The 19,418-nt window shown below is 43.2% G+C and carries 20 protein-coding genes; 11 read left to right on the plus strand and 9 right to left on the minus strand.

The annotated features are described in order from the left end of the window. The first annotated feature begins 88 nt into the window (after positions 1-88). The 3 genes from AC1DU2_RS15505 to mnmC2 all read left to right on the plus strand — a co-directional run bounded on the left by AC1DU2_RS15505 (position 89) and on the right by mnmC2 (position 2,602). Positions 89-406 (plus strand): SHOCT domain-containing protein, encoded by a 318-nt coding sequence (locus AC1DU2_RS15505; protein ID WP_477367777.1) that lies wholly within the window; start codon positions 89-91, stop codon positions 404-406. Between the two features lie 94 nt (positions 407-500). Continuing rightward, positions 501-1,925, plus strand: coding sequence for an MBL fold metallo-hydrolase (locus AC1DU2_RS15510; protein WP_477385211.1), 1,425 nt, complete (start codon positions 501-503; stop codon positions 1,923-1,925). Further along, positions 1,922-2,602 (plus strand): tRNA (5-methylaminomethyl-2-thiouridine)(34)-methyltransferase MnmC2, encoded by a 681-nt coding sequence (gene mnmC2 / locus AC1DU2_RS15515; RefSeq protein ID WP_477385212.1) that lies wholly within the window; start codon positions 1,922-1,924, stop codon positions 2,600-2,602. Before AC1DU2_RS15510 ends, mnmC2 begins: the two co-directional genes overlap by 4 nt. A gap of 107 nt (positions 2,603-2,709) precedes the next feature. Here mnmC2 and AC1DU2_RS15520 read toward each other — a convergent pair whose 3' ends face one another. Then, a complete protein-coding gene (locus tag AC1DU2_RS15520; RefSeq protein ID WP_477385213.1) occupies positions 2,710-3,546 on the minus strand; it encodes a hypothetical protein in 837 nt (278 codons plus the stop codon). Positions 3,547-3,663: 117 nt separating this feature from the next. Here AC1DU2_RS15520 and mazG point away from each other — a divergent pair, with 117 nt between their 5' ends. The 4 genes from mazG (at position 3,664) to AC1DU2_RS15540 (ending at position 7,336) form a co-directional block, all read left to right on the plus strand. Then, the gene (gene mazG, locus AC1DU2_RS15525; RefSeq protein WP_477385214.1) at positions 3,664-4,467 is read left to right on the plus strand and encodes a nucleoside triphosphate pyrophosphohydrolase; all 804 of its coding nucleotides are present in this window, start codon (positions 3,664-3,666) and stop codon (positions 4,465-4,467) included. A 63-nt stretch (positions 4,468-4,530) separates the two neighbouring features. Next, positions 4,531-4,974: a hypothetical protein gene (locus AC1DU2_RS15530; RefSeq protein ID WP_477385215.1), complete on the plus strand. Its 444-nt coding sequence runs from the start codon at positions 4,531-4,533 to the stop codon at positions 4,972-4,974. A gap of 312 nt (positions 4,975-5,286) precedes the next feature. Continuing rightward, complete coding sequence (locus AC1DU2_RS15535) at positions 5,287-5,841, plus strand: RNA polymerase sigma factor (protein ID WP_090652815.1); 555 nt, start codon at positions 5,287-5,289, stop codon at positions 5,839-5,841. Continuing rightward, on the plus strand, positions 5,834-7,336 hold the full coding sequence (locus tag AC1DU2_RS15540; RefSeq protein WP_477385216.1) for a hypothetical protein: 1,503 nt from the start codon (positions 5,834-5,836) through the stop codon (positions 7,334-7,336). The genes AC1DU2_RS15535 and AC1DU2_RS15540 overlap by 8 nt, the downstream gene beginning before the upstream one ends. 293 nt (positions 7,337-7,629) lie before the next feature. Here the strand turns inward: AC1DU2_RS15540 and AC1DU2_RS15545 are convergent, their stop codons facing one another. Then, on the minus strand, positions 7,630-8,850 hold the full coding sequence (locus tag AC1DU2_RS15545) for an ABC transporter permease (protein WP_477385217.1): 1,221 nt from the start codon (positions 8,848-8,850) through the stop codon (positions 7,630-7,632). Positions 8,851-8,935: 85 nt separating this feature from the next. Between AC1DU2_RS15545 and AC1DU2_RS15550 the strand changes: the two genes are divergently transcribed. After that, positions 8,936-10,180, plus strand: a complete 1,245-nt coding sequence (locus AC1DU2_RS15550) for an exo-beta-N-acetylmuramidase NamZ family protein (protein ID WP_477385218.1) — start codon at positions 8,936-8,938, stop codon at positions 10,178-10,180. 29 nt (positions 10,181-10,209) lie between these two features. Then, positions 10,210-11,127, plus strand: a complete 918-nt coding sequence (gene fmt, locus AC1DU2_RS15555) for a methionyl-tRNA formyltransferase (protein WP_477385219.1) — start codon at positions 10,210-10,212, stop codon at positions 11,125-11,127. A gap of 176 nt (positions 11,128-11,303) precedes the next feature. Here the strand turns inward: fmt and AC1DU2_RS15560 are convergent, their stop codons facing one another. Continuing rightward, positions 11,304-11,924, minus strand: coding sequence for a hypothetical protein (locus tag AC1DU2_RS15560; protein ID WP_477385220.1), 621 nt, complete (start codon positions 11,922-11,924; stop codon positions 11,304-11,306). A gap of 271 nt (positions 11,925-12,195) precedes the next feature. On the opposite strand from AC1DU2_RS15560, the gene AC1DU2_RS15565 reads away from it, so the two are divergent. Then, on the plus strand, positions 12,196-12,870 hold the full coding sequence (locus AC1DU2_RS15565) for a DUF3050 domain-containing protein (protein WP_477385258.1): 675 nt from the start codon (positions 12,196-12,198) through the stop codon (positions 12,868-12,870). A 114-nt stretch (positions 12,871-12,984) separates the two neighbouring features. Here AC1DU2_RS15565 and AC1DU2_RS15570 read toward each other — a convergent pair whose 3' ends face one another. Continuing rightward, positions 12,985-13,821: an aminotransferase class IV gene (locus AC1DU2_RS15570; protein ID WP_477368338.1), complete on the minus strand. Its 837-nt coding sequence runs from the start codon at positions 13,819-13,821 to the stop codon at positions 12,985-12,987. A 132-nt stretch (positions 13,822-13,953) separates the two neighbouring features. Continuing rightward, the gene (locus AC1DU2_RS15575) at positions 13,954-15,009 is read right to left on the minus strand and encodes an RluA family pseudouridine synthase (RefSeq protein WP_477385221.1); all 1,056 of its coding nucleotides are present in this window, start codon (positions 15,007-15,009) and stop codon (positions 13,954-13,956) included. 75 nt (positions 15,010-15,084) lie between these two features. On the opposite strand from AC1DU2_RS15575, the gene AC1DU2_RS15580 reads away from it, so the two are divergent. Next, a complete protein-coding gene (locus AC1DU2_RS15580; RefSeq protein WP_477385222.1) occupies positions 15,085-15,972 on the plus strand; it encodes a 1-aminocyclopropane-1-carboxylate deaminase/D-cysteine desulfhydrase in 888 nt (295 codons plus the stop codon). 28 nt (positions 15,973-16,000) lie between these two features. Here the strand turns inward: AC1DU2_RS15580 and AC1DU2_RS15585 are convergent, their stop codons facing one another. The 4 genes from AC1DU2_RS15585 to AC1DU2_RS15600 form a co-directional block, all read right to left on the minus strand. Continuing rightward, the gene (locus tag AC1DU2_RS15585) at positions 16,001-16,456 is read right to left on the minus strand and encodes a nuclear transport factor 2 family protein (RefSeq protein ID WP_477385223.1); all 456 of its coding nucleotides are present in this window, start codon (positions 16,454-16,456) and stop codon (positions 16,001-16,003) included. Positions 16,457-16,490: 34 nt separating this feature from the next. After that, entirely contained in the window at positions 16,491-17,282 is a 792-nt protein-coding gene (locus tag AC1DU2_RS15590) for a DUF4350 domain-containing protein (RefSeq protein ID WP_477385224.1), read from the minus strand. A 164-nt stretch (positions 17,283-17,446) separates the two neighbouring features. Next, positions 17,447-18,481: a LacI family DNA-binding transcriptional regulator gene (locus AC1DU2_RS15595; protein ID WP_477385225.1), complete on the minus strand. Its 1,035-nt coding sequence runs from the start codon at positions 18,479-18,481 to the stop codon at positions 17,447-17,449. 109 nt (positions 18,482-18,590) lie between these two features. After that, positions 18,591-19,406 carry an SDR family oxidoreductase gene (locus tag AC1DU2_RS15600; RefSeq protein WP_477368321.1) on the minus strand — a complete coding sequence of 272 codons (816 nt, stop codon included), beginning with the start codon at positions 19,404-19,406 and terminating at the stop codon, positions 18,591-18,593. Positions 19,407-19,418 lie beyond the last annotated feature (12 nt).

Genomic DNA, 19,418 nt, shown 5'->3' on the forward strand with positions numbered 1-19,418 from the left:
TTTTCAAGCTTTAAAGGCTAAATCATAAAACTATTTTATACCTTGATCACCTAATAAATAACTTTTTTACCTTAAACCTGATTACAATATGGGACTCGGCGCACCTGAAATCATTTTAATTATTATTGCATCGCTCATCTGGCTTATTCCTGCAATTTGGGGGTACAACGCGGGTTCAGCAAGAACCATCGGGTCAGTTGGCGGGTTGTTATTAGGTTTGTTTTTTAGCATATTAGGTGTAATTATAGTTTATTGCACCAGGCGAATAGATGAAAAACCATTTTATGGCTTCCCCAATCAATCGCCAGCCGATGAATTGCAAAAGTATAAGCAGTTGTTAGATAGCGGCGCAATCACAGAAAACGAATATAATGTTCAAAAGGGCAGAATTTTAAATTCAAACTGAAAAGCTTTCGGGCAAAGTGGCCTCCCAAACTTTACAGCCTCCAAACATTTCAACCTTAAAACATCCCTGCCAAACAGTTATCTTTGCGGCTGTTATGATTATCCAGCAGTTCTACGACAAAGGTTTGGCGCATGCATCGTACGCCGTTATCCGCACAGGTAAAATGATCCTTATTGATCCGGCACGCGATCCTTTGCCATATTATTCCCTTGCAGCCCAGCACAATGCCGATATCGTTGGCGTTATTGAAACCCATCCGCATGCCGATTTTGTAAGTTCTCACCTGGAAATTCACCAGGTTACCGATGCCGTTATTTATTGCAGTAAGCTTACCGGCGCCACCTATCCCCATGAAACTTTTGACGATGGCGATGTTATCCAGCTGAATGATGTAAAGCTGAAAGCCATAAATACCCCCGGCCACTCACCCGATTCTATTTGTATTTTACTGGTAGACGAAGAGGGTAAAGAAACAGCCGTTTTTACCGGCGACACCCTTTTTGTAGGTGATGTTGGCCGCCCCGACCTGCGCGAAAGTGTGGGCAACATTACAGCTAAAAAAGAGGAACTGGCCAAACAAATGTACCTGAGCACCCGCCATAAGCTAATGACGCTACCCAAAAACGTTATTGTTTACCCGGCACATGGCCCCGGATCATTATGCGGCAAAAACATGAGCACCGAACTGCAAAGTACCATCGGCCGCGAAATACAGGAAAACTACGCCCTGCAACTGATGGACGAGGCAACCTTCATCAAAACCCTTACGGCCGACCAGCCTTTTGTACCAAAATACTTTGGTTATGATGTGGAGTTAAATAAAACCGGCGCCGCTAAATTTCAGCAAAGTATTGATAACATCGTAAAATTCGAGGCCGATATTCAATTACAGGAAAAAATCGCGGTTATAGATAGCCGGCCTAAAACACTTTTCAAAGCCGGCCACATTCCAGGCGCTATCAACCTGCAGGATGGCGATAAGTTTGAAACCTGGTTAGGCTCGATACTGCAGCCCGACGAAAAATTTTACCTGGTTGCAGAAGATGACGCTACTGCCGATTTACTGGTAAAAAAAGCTGCCAAAATAGGTTACGAAACCAACATCATGGCTATACAGCTATCGCCCCAAAATACAAGCGATAACCTCCTCAACCTGGATATTGAAGATTTTAAGGCCAGGCCCGAAAATTACACCATCATAGATGTCAGGAATACCAACGAAGTAAACGACGGCAAAATATTTAAACAGGCTATAAGCATCCCCCTTCCCGAACTGCGGGAGCGAATTGACGAAATACCTGTAGATAAACCCATTGTTGTGCACTGCGCAGCGGGTTACCGCTCGGCTGCCGCAACAAGTATTGTAGCAGGGGCCATAAGCGAAGTTCCTGTTTATGACCTTGGCGAAGTTGTGACAGCGTTTAACCCCACCCAATCCACTCCGCTGGTAAGCGGAAGGGCTTTGGATCATGCAGGAAAAGTCTCTCCTACAGGTGGAGATTTAGAGGGGGCCGAATGAACCATCAACTCTCAATAGTTACAACCGCCGATGGTTCAAAAACCATTTACAACGCCGAAGTAGGCGAGCTTTACCACTCGCGCAACGGGGCGCTGCAGGAGAGTCTGCACGTGTTCATAAACGCGGGGCTTAACTATTTTCTTGATCAAAATGATACAACAGGGGTAAGTATATTAGAAGTTGGCTTTGGTACAGGGCTCAATTTTTTATTGAGCGCAGATGCTTGCACAACAAAGCAAATCGATCTTAACTACACCGGTATTGAAGCATACCTGCTTACAGCACAAATGATGAGCCAGACCGGTTATGATGATTATACCCCTGCCGAATTGTGGGAGTCGTACTTAACAAATTACCGCGCGGCTTTAACCGGTTCTGTAAACATTAACGATAATTGCCGGCTACAAATAGCCAACTGCAAATTATTGAATTTTCCATCCGGCCGGCAATATGATATCATTTATTTCGACGCTTTTGCAGCATCCCACCAGCCCGAAATGTGGGAACAGCAAGCCATTGGCCATGTTGCCGGTTTTGTAAAGCCCGGCGGTGTATTTGTTACCTATGCCATAACCGGCAACCTTAAACGGATGCTTAAAGCGCTTGGTTTTAGCATACAAAAGGTACCGGGCGCCGCAGGCAAACGCGAAATGCTGCGGGCAATAAAACTCCGTTAAGTCAATAGTACTAAGTCGTAAGTCCAAAGTTGATTTTTTTGACTTGGAACTTAAGACTTTGGGTTAAAGACTATCCGTCAATTTATCGATGACACGACACTACCAGCTTACATAAACCGGAAACCTACATTAAATTTAAGGGTAAAACCATTATTGGCCGGTAGCTCGCGGTAAGCAGAAAACTGGCCCTGGGTGTTGGCGCTCCGGGTAGCATATATAATAGGCCCGCCGCAAAGGGTAAAAGCAAAACGCGAATTTGTTGGTGCATAATTAATAGATGGGCCAACCATTAAACGGGCACCGCCTTCGGCCTCATCGGTTTCCCAAAAGCCTTCTAAGTCCTGCCCTACCGCTTCAAAGCCACCAAAAAACTGGCCGGTAATATGCCTGTGTACACCAACGCTTGTAACAATATCAAGGCCATCGCGGTTGGTAGCAAAGGCTTTTTCTAAGCGAACGTTAGCCCCTATCTTCCACCGCGTAACGTCGTAGGCGGCGGTTATCCTGCTAAATGCCACGTTATCGTTATTAAACTCATGCCTGAAACCCAGGCCTGCCCCTATACGGAAACCCATAGGCTGGTTACCGCCTATAAAATCGCGCAGCAATTCGGCCTGCTCCAAAGTATGCACGCTGCCATTGTTGCTAAAACCGGTACCTAAAGTGGCCAAAAAGGTAAATTTTGCCCCTAAATAGCCTTTTGCAGATATATTTTGGTCAACCCCGTCAAAACCCAGCGGTGTAACGGTATGCTCGCCGTAACCGCCCGAGTAATTCACGCTCCAGTTTCGCCCCGATGGGTTTAAGGTGTTAATGGTATATAAAAATGGCTGCGGCTGTTCAAGCGTACTGTTTTGCGGCGAGGTTTGCATCAATTGCTGTGCCTGGCAGCATTCAATTATCAGCATTAAAAAAAACACAGAAAGGTAGATTTTCTTGATCATGGTTTTACAGTTATGAGTTGGCCAATAAAGTTAATTAATATTACCTTTAAATTAATACCGGGATAAGTTTGCATTAAAGATGTTATCATACCTTTGCAAAAAACACCGCACCATACTATGCCTTTAAAAGCCCCTGAAATTGCACCTACCTCAACCATCGCCTTTCAACGCCTGCTTATTATAATGGACGACCTGCGGGCCAACTGCCCCTGGGACAAAAAGCAAACGCTTGAAAGCCTCAGGCACCTCACTATTGAAGAAACCTACGAGCTAAGCGATGCCATTTTGGGCGATGATAAGCAGGAAATTAAAAAAGAGCTGGGCGACATTATGCTGCACCTGGTTTTTTACTCAAAAATAGCTTCAGAAACCAATGATTTTAACATCACCGATGTATTAAACGGGGTTTGCGATAAACTCATAAACCGTCATCCGCATATTTATGGCGATGTGGAAGTACAAAATGAGGAAGACGTAAAACGTAACTGGGAGCAAATTAAGCTGAAAGAGGGCAATAAATCGGTTTTGGGTGGTGTACCATCCTCATTACCAGCATTGGTAAAAGCATCGCGCATACAGGAAAAAGCCCGGGGCGTGGGTTTTGACTGGGAAGAGAAAAACCAGGTATGGGCCAAGGTAGAAGAAGAACTGCAGGAATTTAAAAATGAGTTTAACGCCGAAGACGAAACCACCATTGATCATGAAAAGGCCGAGGGTGAATTTGGCGACTTGTTATTCTCGCTTATTAATTATGCCCGCTTTATTAATATTAACCCCGAGAACGCGCTTGAAAAAACAAACCAGAAATTTATAAAACGTTTTCAATACCTGGAGTTAAAAGCCAAAGAACATGGCAAGCAGCTACAGGATATGAGCCTTGCCGAAATGGATATTTTTTGGAACGAAGCAAAAAAACTATAAAATTTCGCATCCGGCTGTAGCGTTTATATGCTTATATTCGTAATGACAACAAATAACAAAAATATGAAGCGTAATTTATTTTACTTACTCCCGCTGTTGTTAACCTTACTTGCAGCCTGCGCCAAAAACTCAGGAACATCAGTTGTAGTATCTGCACCGGTAGGAACTTTTAACGGCCAGTTTAGGCTCCTGACTAAAAACTCCACCGGTAAATATGATACCTTGAAAGATTCGATAATCTTGAAAATGACCAATGCATATCATTTTGCGGTAACAGCCGATACCATCGTAAAACATGCAGGCAGCCACGGTACTTTTGCTTTTGATGGTTACTACATCCAGTTTAACGATAGCACTTTTAAATCGGGCGTGCCACGTACCAAAAATCATTTGGTAGGCGTTTACCAATATATTTACGATGGCACCAACTTTAAAATGTTACGTGCAAGCTCATCTACCAGCCCAGATACTATAGGCCGTTATGACCTTGTAAAAACTGCAAACTAATTATTATTGTTTTTAACTGAAACGCCGTCGCCCATATTTTGGTGGCGGCTTTTTTGGTAAGTCGGGGTAACCCGGTTTAATAATTAGCTACTACTATTGATGCCTGTATATGGGGTTAATAGAAGTTTAAAGCAGAATGCACAAAGCTTAAAGCTAACACATTGATTTTCTATCGCTAAAAGCAATATATGATGAAATTAATTAATAGATTCTATATAACAGGAAAATCTTTTTTATTTGTATCAATAGGGTTGTTTATTGCGTAAGTACATAAAAAACAACACAATATTTAAGCGGAATTAAACACACTTAATGCATCCACCCAAAGGCATTACTGAAGAAGAAATTATCAGCCAATGCAAAAAAGGCAGCCTTAAATACCAGGAAATGCTGTATAAGCAGTTTTATGGCTACGCCATGGGTATAAGCCTGCGTTACAGCCTTAACCGCGATGACGCTTTGGAGGCTGTAAATGATGCTTTTATTAAAGTATTTAATGCCGTGCATAATTACAATACAGACAAACCCTTTAAAGCCTGGCTACGTACAATTGTAGTGAACACCGCTATCGACCGTCGGCGCAAGGATCTGAAATTCCAGTTAAATGTTGAGTTGGATAATGCCGCGCCCATAAGCAGTAATATGGGTACGGTTGATAATTTAAATGCACAAGACATATTAAAGATGATGAACGAGCTGCCTGCCATACAGCTTACCATTTTTAACATGTATGAAATAGATGGTTATAATCATGATGAAATTGGCAATATGTTAGCTATCCCGGCAAGCTCATCGCGCGTTTATTTGAGCAGAGCTAAAGAACGATTAAGAAAAATATTAAGGCAAGAAGCACAAAACCATGGATGATCAGTTGGATAACGACTTAAAGAACCGCATCAGGGAGGTGTTTGATAATTACGAAGACACCACCGCCGACGAGGGCTGGCTGCTGCTCAGGGAAAAATTCCCCGAGGAGGAGAAAAAGCGCCCTATGGTTTGGCTGTGGTGGGCAAGCACAGCAGCCGGCCTGCTGCTATTTTTAGCCATTGGCGTATGGATGCTAAACAACAAACAAAAAGCAAACAGTACTAATACCGCTGTTATAAAACCGGTTAAGCAAAATACCCGGCATCAACAAGCCGTACAAATTGATAGCGTTAGCCGCATAGCGGCTAACACGGGCTCAGGTAATAGTAATTCTGCTGATACTACAATATCAGCCCAAAACAATATTGCCCAAAATCAGAACAATCCACGTAAAAAGCCGGCAATAAACAACCCGGCTGTAAATGCCGCTGCCGGTAGCCAAAATAGCGTGGCAGCTTTCACACCATCAACCAAAATACCTGTAAATGCTCCTGCGGTTAAACAGCCACAGGTTAACCCAAATAACAGGACAAACAGCACGGTTAACCAACTTGCTGCCCAACAGCCTGCTGCTGGCAATAAACAACCCGTTATTGTAGCCACACCAGGCACTAAAGCAGATAGTATTAAAACCGTTGTTACTAATGCAGGCAAGCAGCAATATGCAGCAAATCCGGTTGTTGCACCAGCTACCAAAACTACTACCACTAACGTAACACCCAATGCGGCAAACCAGCAGCCTACGCAGGCCAAGCCATCATCGGCCAATGCCATGGCTACAATGCTTGCTGCCGATAATTTGCAAACACCAAAGGCAAAAGACAAAGCTGCCGATGATAAAAAGGTAAAGTTTGGCATTTACGCAGCCACCTTTTTTAACTATGCCAAAGGGAGCGCCAACCAGGTAAATGCCGGGGCTGGTTTTACATCCGATATCAGGCTTAGCAAAAACCTTAAACTTTCTACAGGGGTTGCCTTAGCGCAAAACACACTTAAATACAACAGCAGCGTACCGCCAAACCCAAGCGCAGCCAATGCGGTAACATTTGCTGCTGCAGCACAGGATAACAAGCTGGTACCGGCTTCTTCGTTCCCGGTATTTAAAAATTATAATGCCAGTTTGGTAGGCCTTGATGTACCTATCAATTTAAAATACGAGTTTAACCCCGAAAAAACAGATGCTTATTTCTCGGCTGGTTTAAGTTCGGGTACGTTTATTAATGAGGCTTATACCACCAGTTATGGCATCCCACATAATTCGTTGCTAGGCGGCGCAACCCAGCAAACATCCGAAGAAACAAACCGCCAAAGTTTCAATGGTTTCTATTTTGCCAGAACGCTGAATTTATCGGTGGGCGTAGGCACAGCCTTAGGCAAAAACCGCTTAATTATTGAGCCATTTTTAAAATATCCGCTGCAGGGAATGGGCGCACAGCAGATAAAATTTGGCGCAGGCGGCTTAAATTTGAAGTTTAATTTTGCGGGAAAACGATAGAAAGGTAATTATTCCGGATAAAATATTGGTCTATTTTTTGTATATTTGAATATACCCCGGCAGGGCGGCTATCAAACACAGATAGCCGCCCTCATTTGTTAAAAAAGGAAAACAAAAACATACGAATATATATAAACATTTATATATAAGATAGTTAACTACTATACAAAGTATAAAAAAATATAAGAAAAGTATCAAAGAGTATCAGAAAAGTGCATAAAAAGTGGGAGAAAAGTATGTCAACAGTATGTGTAAAGTGTAGTGTTTAAATGATGGACAAACCAGTCAAAAAATTACTTAAATCTGATAGCCTTCACCGGCGAAATCCGGCTCACGAGCATCGATGGCACAAAAAGCACCAGCAGGCAAATTACCAATGTACCCAGGTTAAGCAGCAATACGTCCCATAAACCAAATTGCACAGGTACAAAGGTCATATAATACGAAGCCTGGTCGAGTTTAAAAAAATGGGTTTGCTGCTGAAAATAGCCCAAACCAAGCCCAAGCGCATTGCCTAACAACAAGCCGAGGCCTATCAGGTAGGTGGCATTATATAAAAATATTTTCCGGATGTTCCAGTTGGATGCACCCATGGCTTTAAGCATACCAATCATGGCTGTGCGTTCTAAAATCATGATCAGCAGGGCCGATATCATGTTGATAACCGCGACAACAACCATCAACACCAGCATCACTACCGAGTTTACATCCAATAATTTCAACCACTCAAATATGTTAGGATAATCCTCCATAACCGTTCGCGATTTTAACCTCACCGGTAAAATTTGATCCAGTTTATCTGCAGCAAAATCCACCTGGTCAAAATCGACTACACGCAGTTCGTACTGCCCTATTTCACCGGGTTTCCAATCGTTCAGCCGGTTTATCAGCGATAGCGAACCTATTACAAATGTTTTGTCAACCTCCTCTACCCCGATATTAAAAATGCCCTTTATTTTAAACTGGCGCTTACGCAAGGGCTCCTGTACAAAATACATCAACAACTTGTCGCCCACCTTCAGCTTTAACCGGTTGGCGGTTTGTTGCGATAGCATGATCTCTTTTTGGGCTTCAACAGAATCTTTAAAGTCGATCACATCGCCGGCAACCATCATCTTTTTAAAGTATGACCAGTCGTACGTTTTATCAACGCCCTTTAGTACCACGCCCTCAATTTCGTTATTAGCTTTAATAATTCCGGGCTTGGTAGCGGTTGGCATTACATGGGTAATCAGCGGGCTTTTACGCATCCGCGCTACAAAACCAGGGTCTTCAACAATAGGCGAGCTCTCGTATGAACTGTTCAGATCGAACTTAATGACGCGTATGTCACCGGCAAAACCGCGAACCTTTTCGCGAATCTCGTGTTTAAATCCTTTTACAATGGCCAATGATAATATCATTACCCCCAAACCAAGCATAATACCAATAATGGCAATACGTACAATCAGTTTTGAAAATGTACGCTTTGACTTGAATGTTATACGGGCTGATATAAAGGAGGCGAAACTCAATGCAGAATGATTTTTAGTACCTTCGCAAATATGCGGTTTTGCTATTAAACCTGCTACTTTTTAAATTGTTTCAAAACAATATTCTATGAAAATTATACCTGTTTTTTTACAAAGCGCTTTAATAGCAGTATTAAGTGTACATACGGCCTGCGCCAATCCGGCTTCTAATTCTAAAACCTCGCTGGCCGAACGAAAAAACGGTAAAAAAATTAATACAGAAATATTGACCGGCGCCGATCAAATTCCGCTGTATTTTGACTATCTTAAGGGAAAAAATATCGGGATGGTTGTTAATCAAACTTCTGTTATTGGCAAAACCCTTACACCCAGTGTTGATAGTTTACTAAAACGTGGCATCAGCATCAAAAAGGTATTTGGGCCCGAACACGGTTTTCGCGGCAATGCCAGCAATGGTGCCGTAGTAAACGATGCCGTAGATGCCAAAACAGGCTTGCCCATCATCTCGCTATATGGCAACAAACATTACAAACCAACGGCCGACGATCTGAAGGATATAAACCTGATGGTATTTGATATACAGGATGTTGGAGCAAGATTTTACACCTATATATCAACCCTGCATTATGTAATGGAGGCTTGTGCCGAAAACAATATCGAACTGATGATACTGGACAGGCCAAACCCGAATGGCTACCTGATTGATGGCCCCATACTGGATACCGCTTACCATTCCTTTGTGGGCATGCATCCTATCCCCATAAGCCATGGCATGACCATTGCCGAATATGCCAAAATGATAAACGGCGAACGCTGGCTAAAAAACGGCGTGCAGTGCAAGTTAAAAATAATAAAAGTGGCCAATTACAGCCACAATATGCCTTATAAGCTGCCTGTAAACCCATCGCCCAATTTAAATACCGAACAATCTATTTTACTTTACCCCAGCACCTGCTTGTTTGAGGGTACAACATTTAGCCTGGGCAGGGGAACTTACTTTCCATTCCTGGTGTTGGGGCACCCCCTGTTAAAGGGCATTTATACTTATTCCTTCACTCCTGTTGGCATCCCCGGCATGAGCGAGAACCCTCCGCAAAAAGATAAACAATGCTTCGGCATGGACCTTAAAAATTACACGCCGAACCAAATAAGAGCTAGCGGGCATATTAACTTATCGTGGCTTATAGAACTTTATAAAGCTTTCCCGGATAAAGAGCATTTTTTTAATGCATATTTTAACAAGTTAGCAGGCGGCAAAGAATTGCAGAAACAGATTGCCGATGGCAAAACAGAGGCCCAGGTCCGCGCAAGCTGGGAACCGGGTTTAAAGCAATTTAACAAAACACGTAGCAAGTACTTATTGTACAATTAATAAACGAAGCAAATAAAACAGCATATACCATGAGAATTGTATTTATGGGCACCCCCGATTTTGCAGTTGCATCGCTTGATGCTTTAATAAAAGCCGGCAGCGATATTGTTGGCGTTGTCACCGCCCCGGATAAACCCGCAGGGCGTGGGCAAAAACTGAACGAATCGGCAGTGAAACAGTATGCGGTAGCCAATGGACTAAAAGTATTACAACCTGAAAAGCTGAAGAATCCCGAATTTTTGGCCGAACTTAAAGGCCTTAAGGCAGATTTACAGGTGGTTGTTGCCTTCAGGATGCTACCTGAAGCTGTTTGGACAATGCCTGCCAAAGGAACCATTAACCTGCACGCTTCGTTGTTGCCACAATACCGTGGCGCTGCACCTATTAACTGGGTAATTATAAATGGAGAGAAGGAAAGCGGCGTAACTACTTTTTTCCTGAAACATGAAATTGATACCGGTGATGTATTGTTTACCGAAAAAATAACCCTAACCGGAACCGAAACAGCCGGCGACTTGCACGACCGGCTGATGAACAAAGGCGCAGGCCTGCTGGTAAAAACAGTAAAGGCGGTTGAAAGCGGCCGTTATCATGAACATCCGCAGGTACAGTTGTTAACCGGTGAAGAGCTTAAACATGCCCCTAAAATATTTAAGGAAGATTGTAAGATAGACTGGTTGCAACCGGCTAAAGCTGTATATAACAAAATCCGTGGCCTAAGCCCCATCCCTACCGCCTATACCGACTTGAACGGTAAACTATTAAAAATTTACGCATCAGAACTTTTGATTGATGAACCGGCGATACAACCCGGGGGCTTCCTTACCGATGGTAAAACATTTTTAAAGTTTGCCGCCAAAGGAGGTTTTATCAGTGTAAAAGACATACAGCTGGAGGGCAAAAAACGTATGGGTATTGAGGATTTTCTGAGAGGGGTAAAATTGTGATGGATCAATCATTAGAACAAGAAAATCCTGACTGGCTTTCATTAACAGAAGAACAGCGAGAAGGGGGGTACTTAAAGCCTATGAAGAAAGTGAGGATGAAGCAAACCTCATTCCGTTGGAGGACATAATTGCGAAATACGCAAAGTGGCCTTTTCTAACTTAGAGTCAAAAACATATTACTTTTTCTGATACTTCCTTGCCAGCTGCATTGTTTTAACCCTTAAATGTTGCGCCTCATTGGCAAGATTGGCCGTACTTGTAATATCGGGCATGTTTTTGTCCTGATACTTTTCAATAACGGGCAGAGTTGCAACTATTTTCAACACAGCATGATAGTCGCCAATTTTTATCTGATTACTATCAATGTGCGCTTTTAAACTGGCAAACCTGCTTATTTTATCCATATATTTCAATTTACTATCGGCTATTAATGCACTAAGCTGCGCCCGCAACACGGTATCTTTTATAGCTGTTAATGATTCGTTTGCCGAAAAGTAATAACCATCTGATTTTGCAGCATAATTGTTAAACGCCTTTAAACTATCGGCTATGCCGCCGTTAAAATGGGTTAGCTGTTCTTCCAGCCTTTGGAGTTGCGGATCTTTTTTTGCCAGGTCGTCATAAATCTCATCCATTAACGAACCCGAAGGCATCCTCTTCAGGCTAAAGTCTGATTTCTCGTCCTTTAACGGTTCGGGCACGTCGGTTTTAGGAGCAATATCTTTCGAAGGAGTGGAGTTACATGCCGAAAAAAACAGGATGATGAGCAGGATTGATAATAAGGCGGTTGCTTTCATAATTGATTATATTTAATAGGATAAGGAATATTTAGTATTGTTACTATTAAGGCTAATGATATTCCAATCAAGCCAAAGTCAAAAATTACAACTTAACGTTTTTTAACACCTGTTATTGCTACTTTTGCGGCCATAAAATACGGAGTACCCGATGGCAAATTACAGCGAGCGCATAGCACTACTAAAAAAACAGATCCAGCCTCTACGCGATCAACTAATTCAACACGAATTATATAAAAATATTAATTCTTTGGATGAATTAACCGTTTTTATGGATCACCATGTGTTTGCCGTGTGGGATTTTATGTCGCTGTTAAAATCGTTGCAACAAAAGCTTACCTGTACTGCCACACCCTGGATGCCAACCGGTAATGCCAATACCCGCTACCTGATCAATGAAATTGTAACCGGCGAAGAAAGCGATGTTGACGAACAAGGCAACCGCACCAGTCATTTTGAACTATACCTGCGCGCTATGCAGCAGGCCGGTAGCGACGCTATTGCTATTAACAATTTATTTCATGAATTAAACTTCGGCAAACATATCGACGAAGCTTTAATTATTGCTGATATCCCGTTGGCGGCCCGCAATTTTATGCTGCATACTTTTGATGTTATCGGCACCAACAAAAACCATGTGCAGGCTGCGGTATTTACCTTTGGCCGTGAGGATTTAATCCCCGATATGTTTGTGAGTATTGTTAAAGAACTCAGCCGCCAACTGCCCGGCAAGGTTGATATTTTGCTTTACTACCTGGAGCGCCACATTGAAGTTGATGGCGACCACCACTCCCACCTGGCCTACGAAATGACCGCCGAACTTTGTGGTAACGACGACTCCAAATGGGAAGAAGCCACCGAAGCCGTACAAGAGGCATTGCAAGTAAGGATCGCCCTTTGGGATGGAATATTGGCAGCTATTAAAGCGCCGGTAGCCGTACAGTAGTGATGTGAGATCATCGCCACTAAAGACATTCATCATTATTACTGCATGCAGTAGCAGGGTCAATATCAACATCAAATCAATCTTGATACTTGATACTTACTACTTGATACTTTTTTACAACTTATTCAGTTCATCCATCAAAACCTTACTTACCCGGTTAAAATAGCGCCTTACGCCAAAGCCCATTACAGTCTGGATGCCGCGGGTGGCATTGGTTAAAAACACTTCATCGGCTTCGTAAAGGATGTCGGGATTTATCTGGGCTTCTGTAATATCTATGTTATTATCCTGGGCAAGCTTTATCACCACCTGGCGCATTACACCTTCTACACAGCCTTCGCTTAGTGCCGGCGTGTACAGGTGGTTCTGGTAATGGATAAATATATTCGAACTGCTGGCCTCGCATAAAAAGCCGCTTTGGTTCAGCAGGAATACATCATCAAGTTTGTTTTGCGTTTTATAGATACCCGCCATTACATAAATAAGCGAGTTACAGGTTTTGATGTTGGATAGGTAATTGGATGGCTTGGGTAATTCGGTAAATACATCCATGATCAACCCCTTCTCGTTCAAAAAGTACCTTGGTTCGTCAGATGCTGTAAGCTCCAGGCAATAGCCCATTTTATTTTGGGTGGGCGTATACAATCCCTCGGCATCCCGGTAAACCGTCAGGCGCAGGCGGCCGTGCCGTACTTTGTTGCGCCTGGCAAGCTCTTCCACAATATCTTTTAAAAACCAGGTATCCATTTGCGAATAGCCATCAATTTTAAGCGCTTTCATGCCGCGTTGCAGGCGGTCGGCGTGCAAATCGGCAAATTTAAGCTGTCCTTTCATCAGGCGCATACTCTCAAACAAACCGTCGCCATATTTAAATGCACGGTTTGCTACGCTAAGCAGCAGGCTGCTTTGAGGGAGTATTTGTCCGTTAAAATTGATTAACACTGGTGTCATTTTCAGATGTGCAGATTACAAGTGTGCAAATGTGCAGATTTTAAAACCGGATTGATTTATAAATGCCGTCTGCTTTATTAAAACTTAAACTACTGGGGAAAAATTATCCATTTAGCCACAAATCATTCTTAATTACTCCTCACTATTAGTATTGGCCTGGTTATCAGCCGCAGTATACCTGCGCCATTTTAGCAGCACGCTTTCAAAATCGGGTGGCAGGGGCGATTCAAACAGTACCTGCTTTTTCTGGGTTGGGTGTAAAAAGCCCAGGGTTTGGGCATGCAGTGCCTGGCGGGGCATCAGCTCAAAACAATTCTCTACAAATTGTTTGTATTTACTGAATACGGTTCCTTTCAAAATCTTATCTCCGCCATAGGTGGCATCGCTAAACAAGGGATGGCCAATATGCCGCATGTGCGCGCGAATCTGGTGAGTGCGACCGGTTTCCAGCTGGCATTCAATCAGGGTAACATACCCCATACGTTCCAATACCTTGTAGTGCGTTACCGACCATTTGCCTTTCTCCGGGTCGTCATAAATAGACATTACCCGCCTATCGGCAATACTGCGGCCAATATAGCCCGTTACGGTGCCATCTTCAACCAAATCGCCCCAAACCAGGGCTATGTATTTGCGGGTAATGGTGTGGTCAAAAAACTGCTTGGCCAGCCAGCTCATGGAGCGCTCATTTTTGCTGATGAGCAGCAGGCCCGAGGTATCTTTATCAATACGATGAACCAGGCCCGGCCGGCCATCGTTACCCGGTAATGTTGGCAATTGCTGAAAGTGGTAAACCAAAGCATTTACCAATGTGCCGGTATAATTATTATAACCGGGGTGTACCACCATACCAGCGGCTTTATCAACCACCAGTACGTCATCATCCTCGTAAACAATATTAATAGGGATGTTTTCCGGATAAACCTCCGCGTCGCGTGGCGGATGGGGTAATACAACCGAAATTACATCCAGCGGCTTTACGCGGTAGCTGCTTTTTATAGGCTTATCGTTTACCAGCACATTTCCCAGTTCAATGGCATTCTGGATGCGGTTGCGCGAGGCATTCTCTACCCGGTGCATCAAAAATTTATCAATGCGCAGCAGCGACTGACCCTTATCAACCACAACGCGTAAGTGTTCAAATAAATCCTGTTCTTCCTGCTCTATCAGCTCGGGTTCGTATGCCATTTGGGCGCAAAAGTAATCGTTTTTTGTGGTAGGTTAAGCGTAATATTGCAATAGCATTAAGGGCAGGTTATTTTTATGAATATTGATCTCGAAATTTTTAGTCCGGTACATCAAATTGCAAATCCGTTGTTTGATGCGCACGAGGTTAAAGTTTTTTTGAAACGGGATGATCTCATTCACCCCATGATATCGGGCAATAAATGGCGCAAGCTTAAATACCTGCTCAAATCGGCTCAAAACCAGCACAAAAATCATTTGGTAACATTTGGCGGGGCATATTCCAATCACTTATTGGCAACAGCGGCGGCGGCAGCTAAATTCGGCTTCAAATCTACAGGCATTGTACGTGGCGAAGAGGTTGACAACAACACGCTGTTTTTATGCAAACTGCACGGCATGCAACTGTTATTTACCGATAGGATTAGCTACCGGGATAAACCCGCATTATTCCAAAAACTTTTTGGCGATAATGAGCAGGCTTTTTTTATTGACGAAGGCGGCTCATCTACAGAAGGCGCCCAAGGCTGCGCCGAACTGGTAAACGAACTTACCGACAGCTACGACCATATTTTTTGCGCCTGTGGCACCGGAACCACCGCCGCAGGCATTATTAACGGTTTAACCAGCCACCAGCTTACAACAAAATTCAACGCAATACCCGTGTTTAAAAACGGAGGTTTTATCAGGAATGAGATTAACCGGTTTTTAACCGCTCCCGCCGATTATGTCCTGCATACCGACTACCATTTTGGTGGATATGGAAAAGCAACCGATGAACTTATTGGTTTTGTAAAGCATTTTGTTGCTGCCACCGGCATTGTTATTGAACCTGTATACACCGGTAAAATGATGTACGCTTTATACGACCTGATTGGCAAAAACCATTTTAAACCCGGAAGTAAAATACTGGCCGTCCATAGCGGCGGCATTTGGGGATTATTGGGAATGAAGGATAGGTTTTAAGGAAAGATGGCTAAGAAATTAACTATCCTCACGGCACCTTAACCGCCTGCCGGGCCAGCAATTGCCATTCTTTGCCATTTTTAACCCAAACCAACAAAACACCCAGCTTAACTGCGCCCGGGCCCTTGCCTGCATCATTGGTAGCAGCCGACAATATGTGCCTAACAATAGCGATATTACCCGATATCGTAATTGTTTGCCCCGTAAAATCAATAGCTGTAAAAACTGATGCGCCGCTGGTAAAGCTGTGTATAAACTCCTTTTTGTTTTGCACTTTGCCACTGGAGTGACCGTAGCTCAAGCTATCAGCCGCTATTTTATCCAGGGATAAGCTATCGGCACTTATCATTGTAAGGCGCAAGCGTTCAACTGCATTGGCAACTTCTTTAGTATGCGGATTCTGTTGGGCATCCGCGGCCCCCGGGGCAATAACACTCATAATTATCAACAAAAACAGGATTTTAATGGCGTTAAATATTTTCATGATTTTCAGTTTAGCTGTACAGTACCTCACTTAATTATTTCTTTTGTTTAACCTGGGCCAGCAACCAGGCCGATATATCATTTGCGGCTTTATCATTTTCATATCCCGCCGGTAAACGACCGTTGGTATACTCGTTGTAAAGCCATGGGTCGGCAATAGCCAGTACAGTTCCTTTGCCAAATTTAGCCTGGGCTATCAAGGTTATTCCGTTTTTTACCAAAGCGGGCTTTGCCGGTAAAGTTGTACTTATGGAGCACACGTCTTTCATAAATATTTTTTGCGCGGTTTTAAAAAGCGGGTTGCCGGTGGTCATGATAGCGCCATCCTCAAAATGGCTATCGTCAATTACATGGTTCTGCAGGTCGTTATTAAAATTCATTCCGAATTTATTGGCCAGTATATTAAAGTGAGGCAGTTCAACATTGGCGCTATCATTCGCAAGCATTACCAATACACCACCAGCTTTTACCCATCGGGCAATTGCACCGGCATCTTGTTCGGTTATGTAGTTTGGTTTTGGGCTCTCTTTTTTAGTATCGGGATCTACAATAATATAAATAGACGTACCCTTTAAATTATGTGCTGAAGGAGCCGCTGGAAGCGAATCTAAAGTAGCGCCGCATTTTTTGAAAGCATCTCCCCAAATAGAATAACCGGTATTTTCCTTTTCGTCCCATAAATAATGGAAACGCTTAGCCTCGCCAGCAACGGTATGCACTTCGCGATTAAAAAAGTAATCTAACCGCACAACCTGCGCTGTTGTTTTGTAGCCCTGGCAAAGCATTAATACACCTATTAAACTTTTTGCAAATAACCGGTAACGCATAATTACATAATTTAAGAGCCAATATAGGTACAAGTATAACTGGTTTTCAAATGTATTGCCGAACAGGCAATTTTATTCGATACCGTAGAGAAATATTTACTACATCGATATAGTTATATCGAAGCTAAAAGCAAAATGCATAAGGCTTAAACCAATAATAAAAGTTAGCGGCCAGGCCGTGATGAATCGCGGATGCAAACCTGGGTGGGTAAAACAACCGTTTCAAATTCGGTTACAGGCCTGCGGCTCTCAATCAAACTGATAAGCATTTCAGTAGCTTTTTTACCTATTTCAAATCCAGGCTGGTAAACTGTGCTTAACGATGGGTTTAAAACATCGGCCAATTGGGTATTGGTAAAGCCAAGCAAGGCAATATCGGCAGGTATTTTAAAGCCCAGCTTATGCAGCAACATCAAGGTTGTGGTAGTTATCCTGTCAGATGCTGTAAAAATAGCGTCGGGGCGATTGGGCGAAAGGAGTAATTCGTTAAGCGCGTTTTCAATCTCAATGAGGTCTTTACCACCGTGAAGGCAATATTTTATAAACCCGTCGTTTTGCTCCAGGTTGTTTTGGGCAAGGGCAGCCTGGTATCCTTTTAAGCGCTCGGCCGTGATAGATACATTTACCGAACTAGTTATATGGGCAATTTTGCGATACCCGGCCTCAATTAATGATTGTGTTGCTTTAAAAGCCCCCTGAAAGTTATCGGCAATCACTTTGTGCGTATCAATTTCGTCGCTTACACGGTCAAAAAAAACAATAGGCAGACCCTTTTCGTGAAGATCTTTGAGGTGGGATATATCGGCAGTTTCTGTTGATAAGGAGATAAGCAAGCCATCAATTGCGCGGTACATCAAATGGCTTACGTTTAATTTTTCAAGCTCATACGATTCATGGGTTTGGGTAATAAACACATTATAGCCACTGGCGTGGGCAACAAACTCGATGCCGTTAATCACCTGCGAAAAAAAATGATTATCAATCGTTGATACAACTATACCTAAAGACTTGCTGTTACCCTTTTTTAAGCTGCGGGCCATGTGGTTGGGCTGATAGTTAAGCCTTTTTGCACACTCGCGCACAAGTGCTTTGGTTTTTTCGCTTATTTCATAACTATCCTTGAGCGCTTTAGATACCGCCGATGTGGAAATCCCCAGCTCTTTAGCAATATCCTTTATGGTAACAACCGCGAAATTCATATCCCTTTTTAGCTTTAATGGCAAGTTTAGCTACAATTGTAATTTATTGCAGCTAACAAACCTAAGATAAGTGAGATAAATTTCGGTGAAAAGTAGCGCGATTAAATTGTTACACGCCGCCAAAAATAGAAAAGCCACCATCCACACAAATCATAGACCCGGTTACAAATTTAGATGCATCGCTTAGCAGCCATACTAATGCGCCAATCAACTCATCCGGGTGGCCAAAACGTTTAAAAGGCGTTTGCTTTATCACCAGCTGGCCACGGTCGGTATAGCCCCCTTCGGGTTTGGTCAGCAGGTTCCGGTTTTGTTCTGTCAGGAAAAATCCAGGCGCAAGGGCATTCATCCTGATGGCATCGCCATAACGATTAGCCAGCTCAACGGCAAACCATTGGTTGTAACAATCAACAGCCGCCTTGCCTATATTGTAGCCCAATACTTTGGTAATAGCCCGCTTTGAATTCATTGATGAGATATTAACAATACTGCCTTTACCAGTTTGCGCTATGGCCTCGCCAAATACTTGTGTGGGGATGATGGTGCCCCAGGTATTTAAATCCATTACGGTTTTCATGCCGGCTATATTCATTTTAAAAATGTCTTCATCGGGCTGTAAAACACCTTGCGGCATGTTACCCCCTGCCCCATTTACCAGGCCATCCAGCCTGCCAAACGTATCCATCAGTTTGGTTTTAGCGGCTTGCAGTTCTTCTTCGTTTAAAACATCGGCAACCAATGCTACCGCTTTGCCGCCATTTTGATTGATGGCATTGGCACGCTCTTCGGCAACCTGGGCATTGCGGCCCAAAATACCTACGGCGCCGCCTGCTTCAACAATACCGTTTATAAAGGCGCTGCCCAATATGCCCGTTCCACCTGTTACTACAATTACTTTACCGGCTAAAGAGAAATTATTTTCCAATGTATATTATTT

The sequence above is a fragment of the Mucilaginibacter sp. P4_C11 genome (assembly GCF_056402115.1).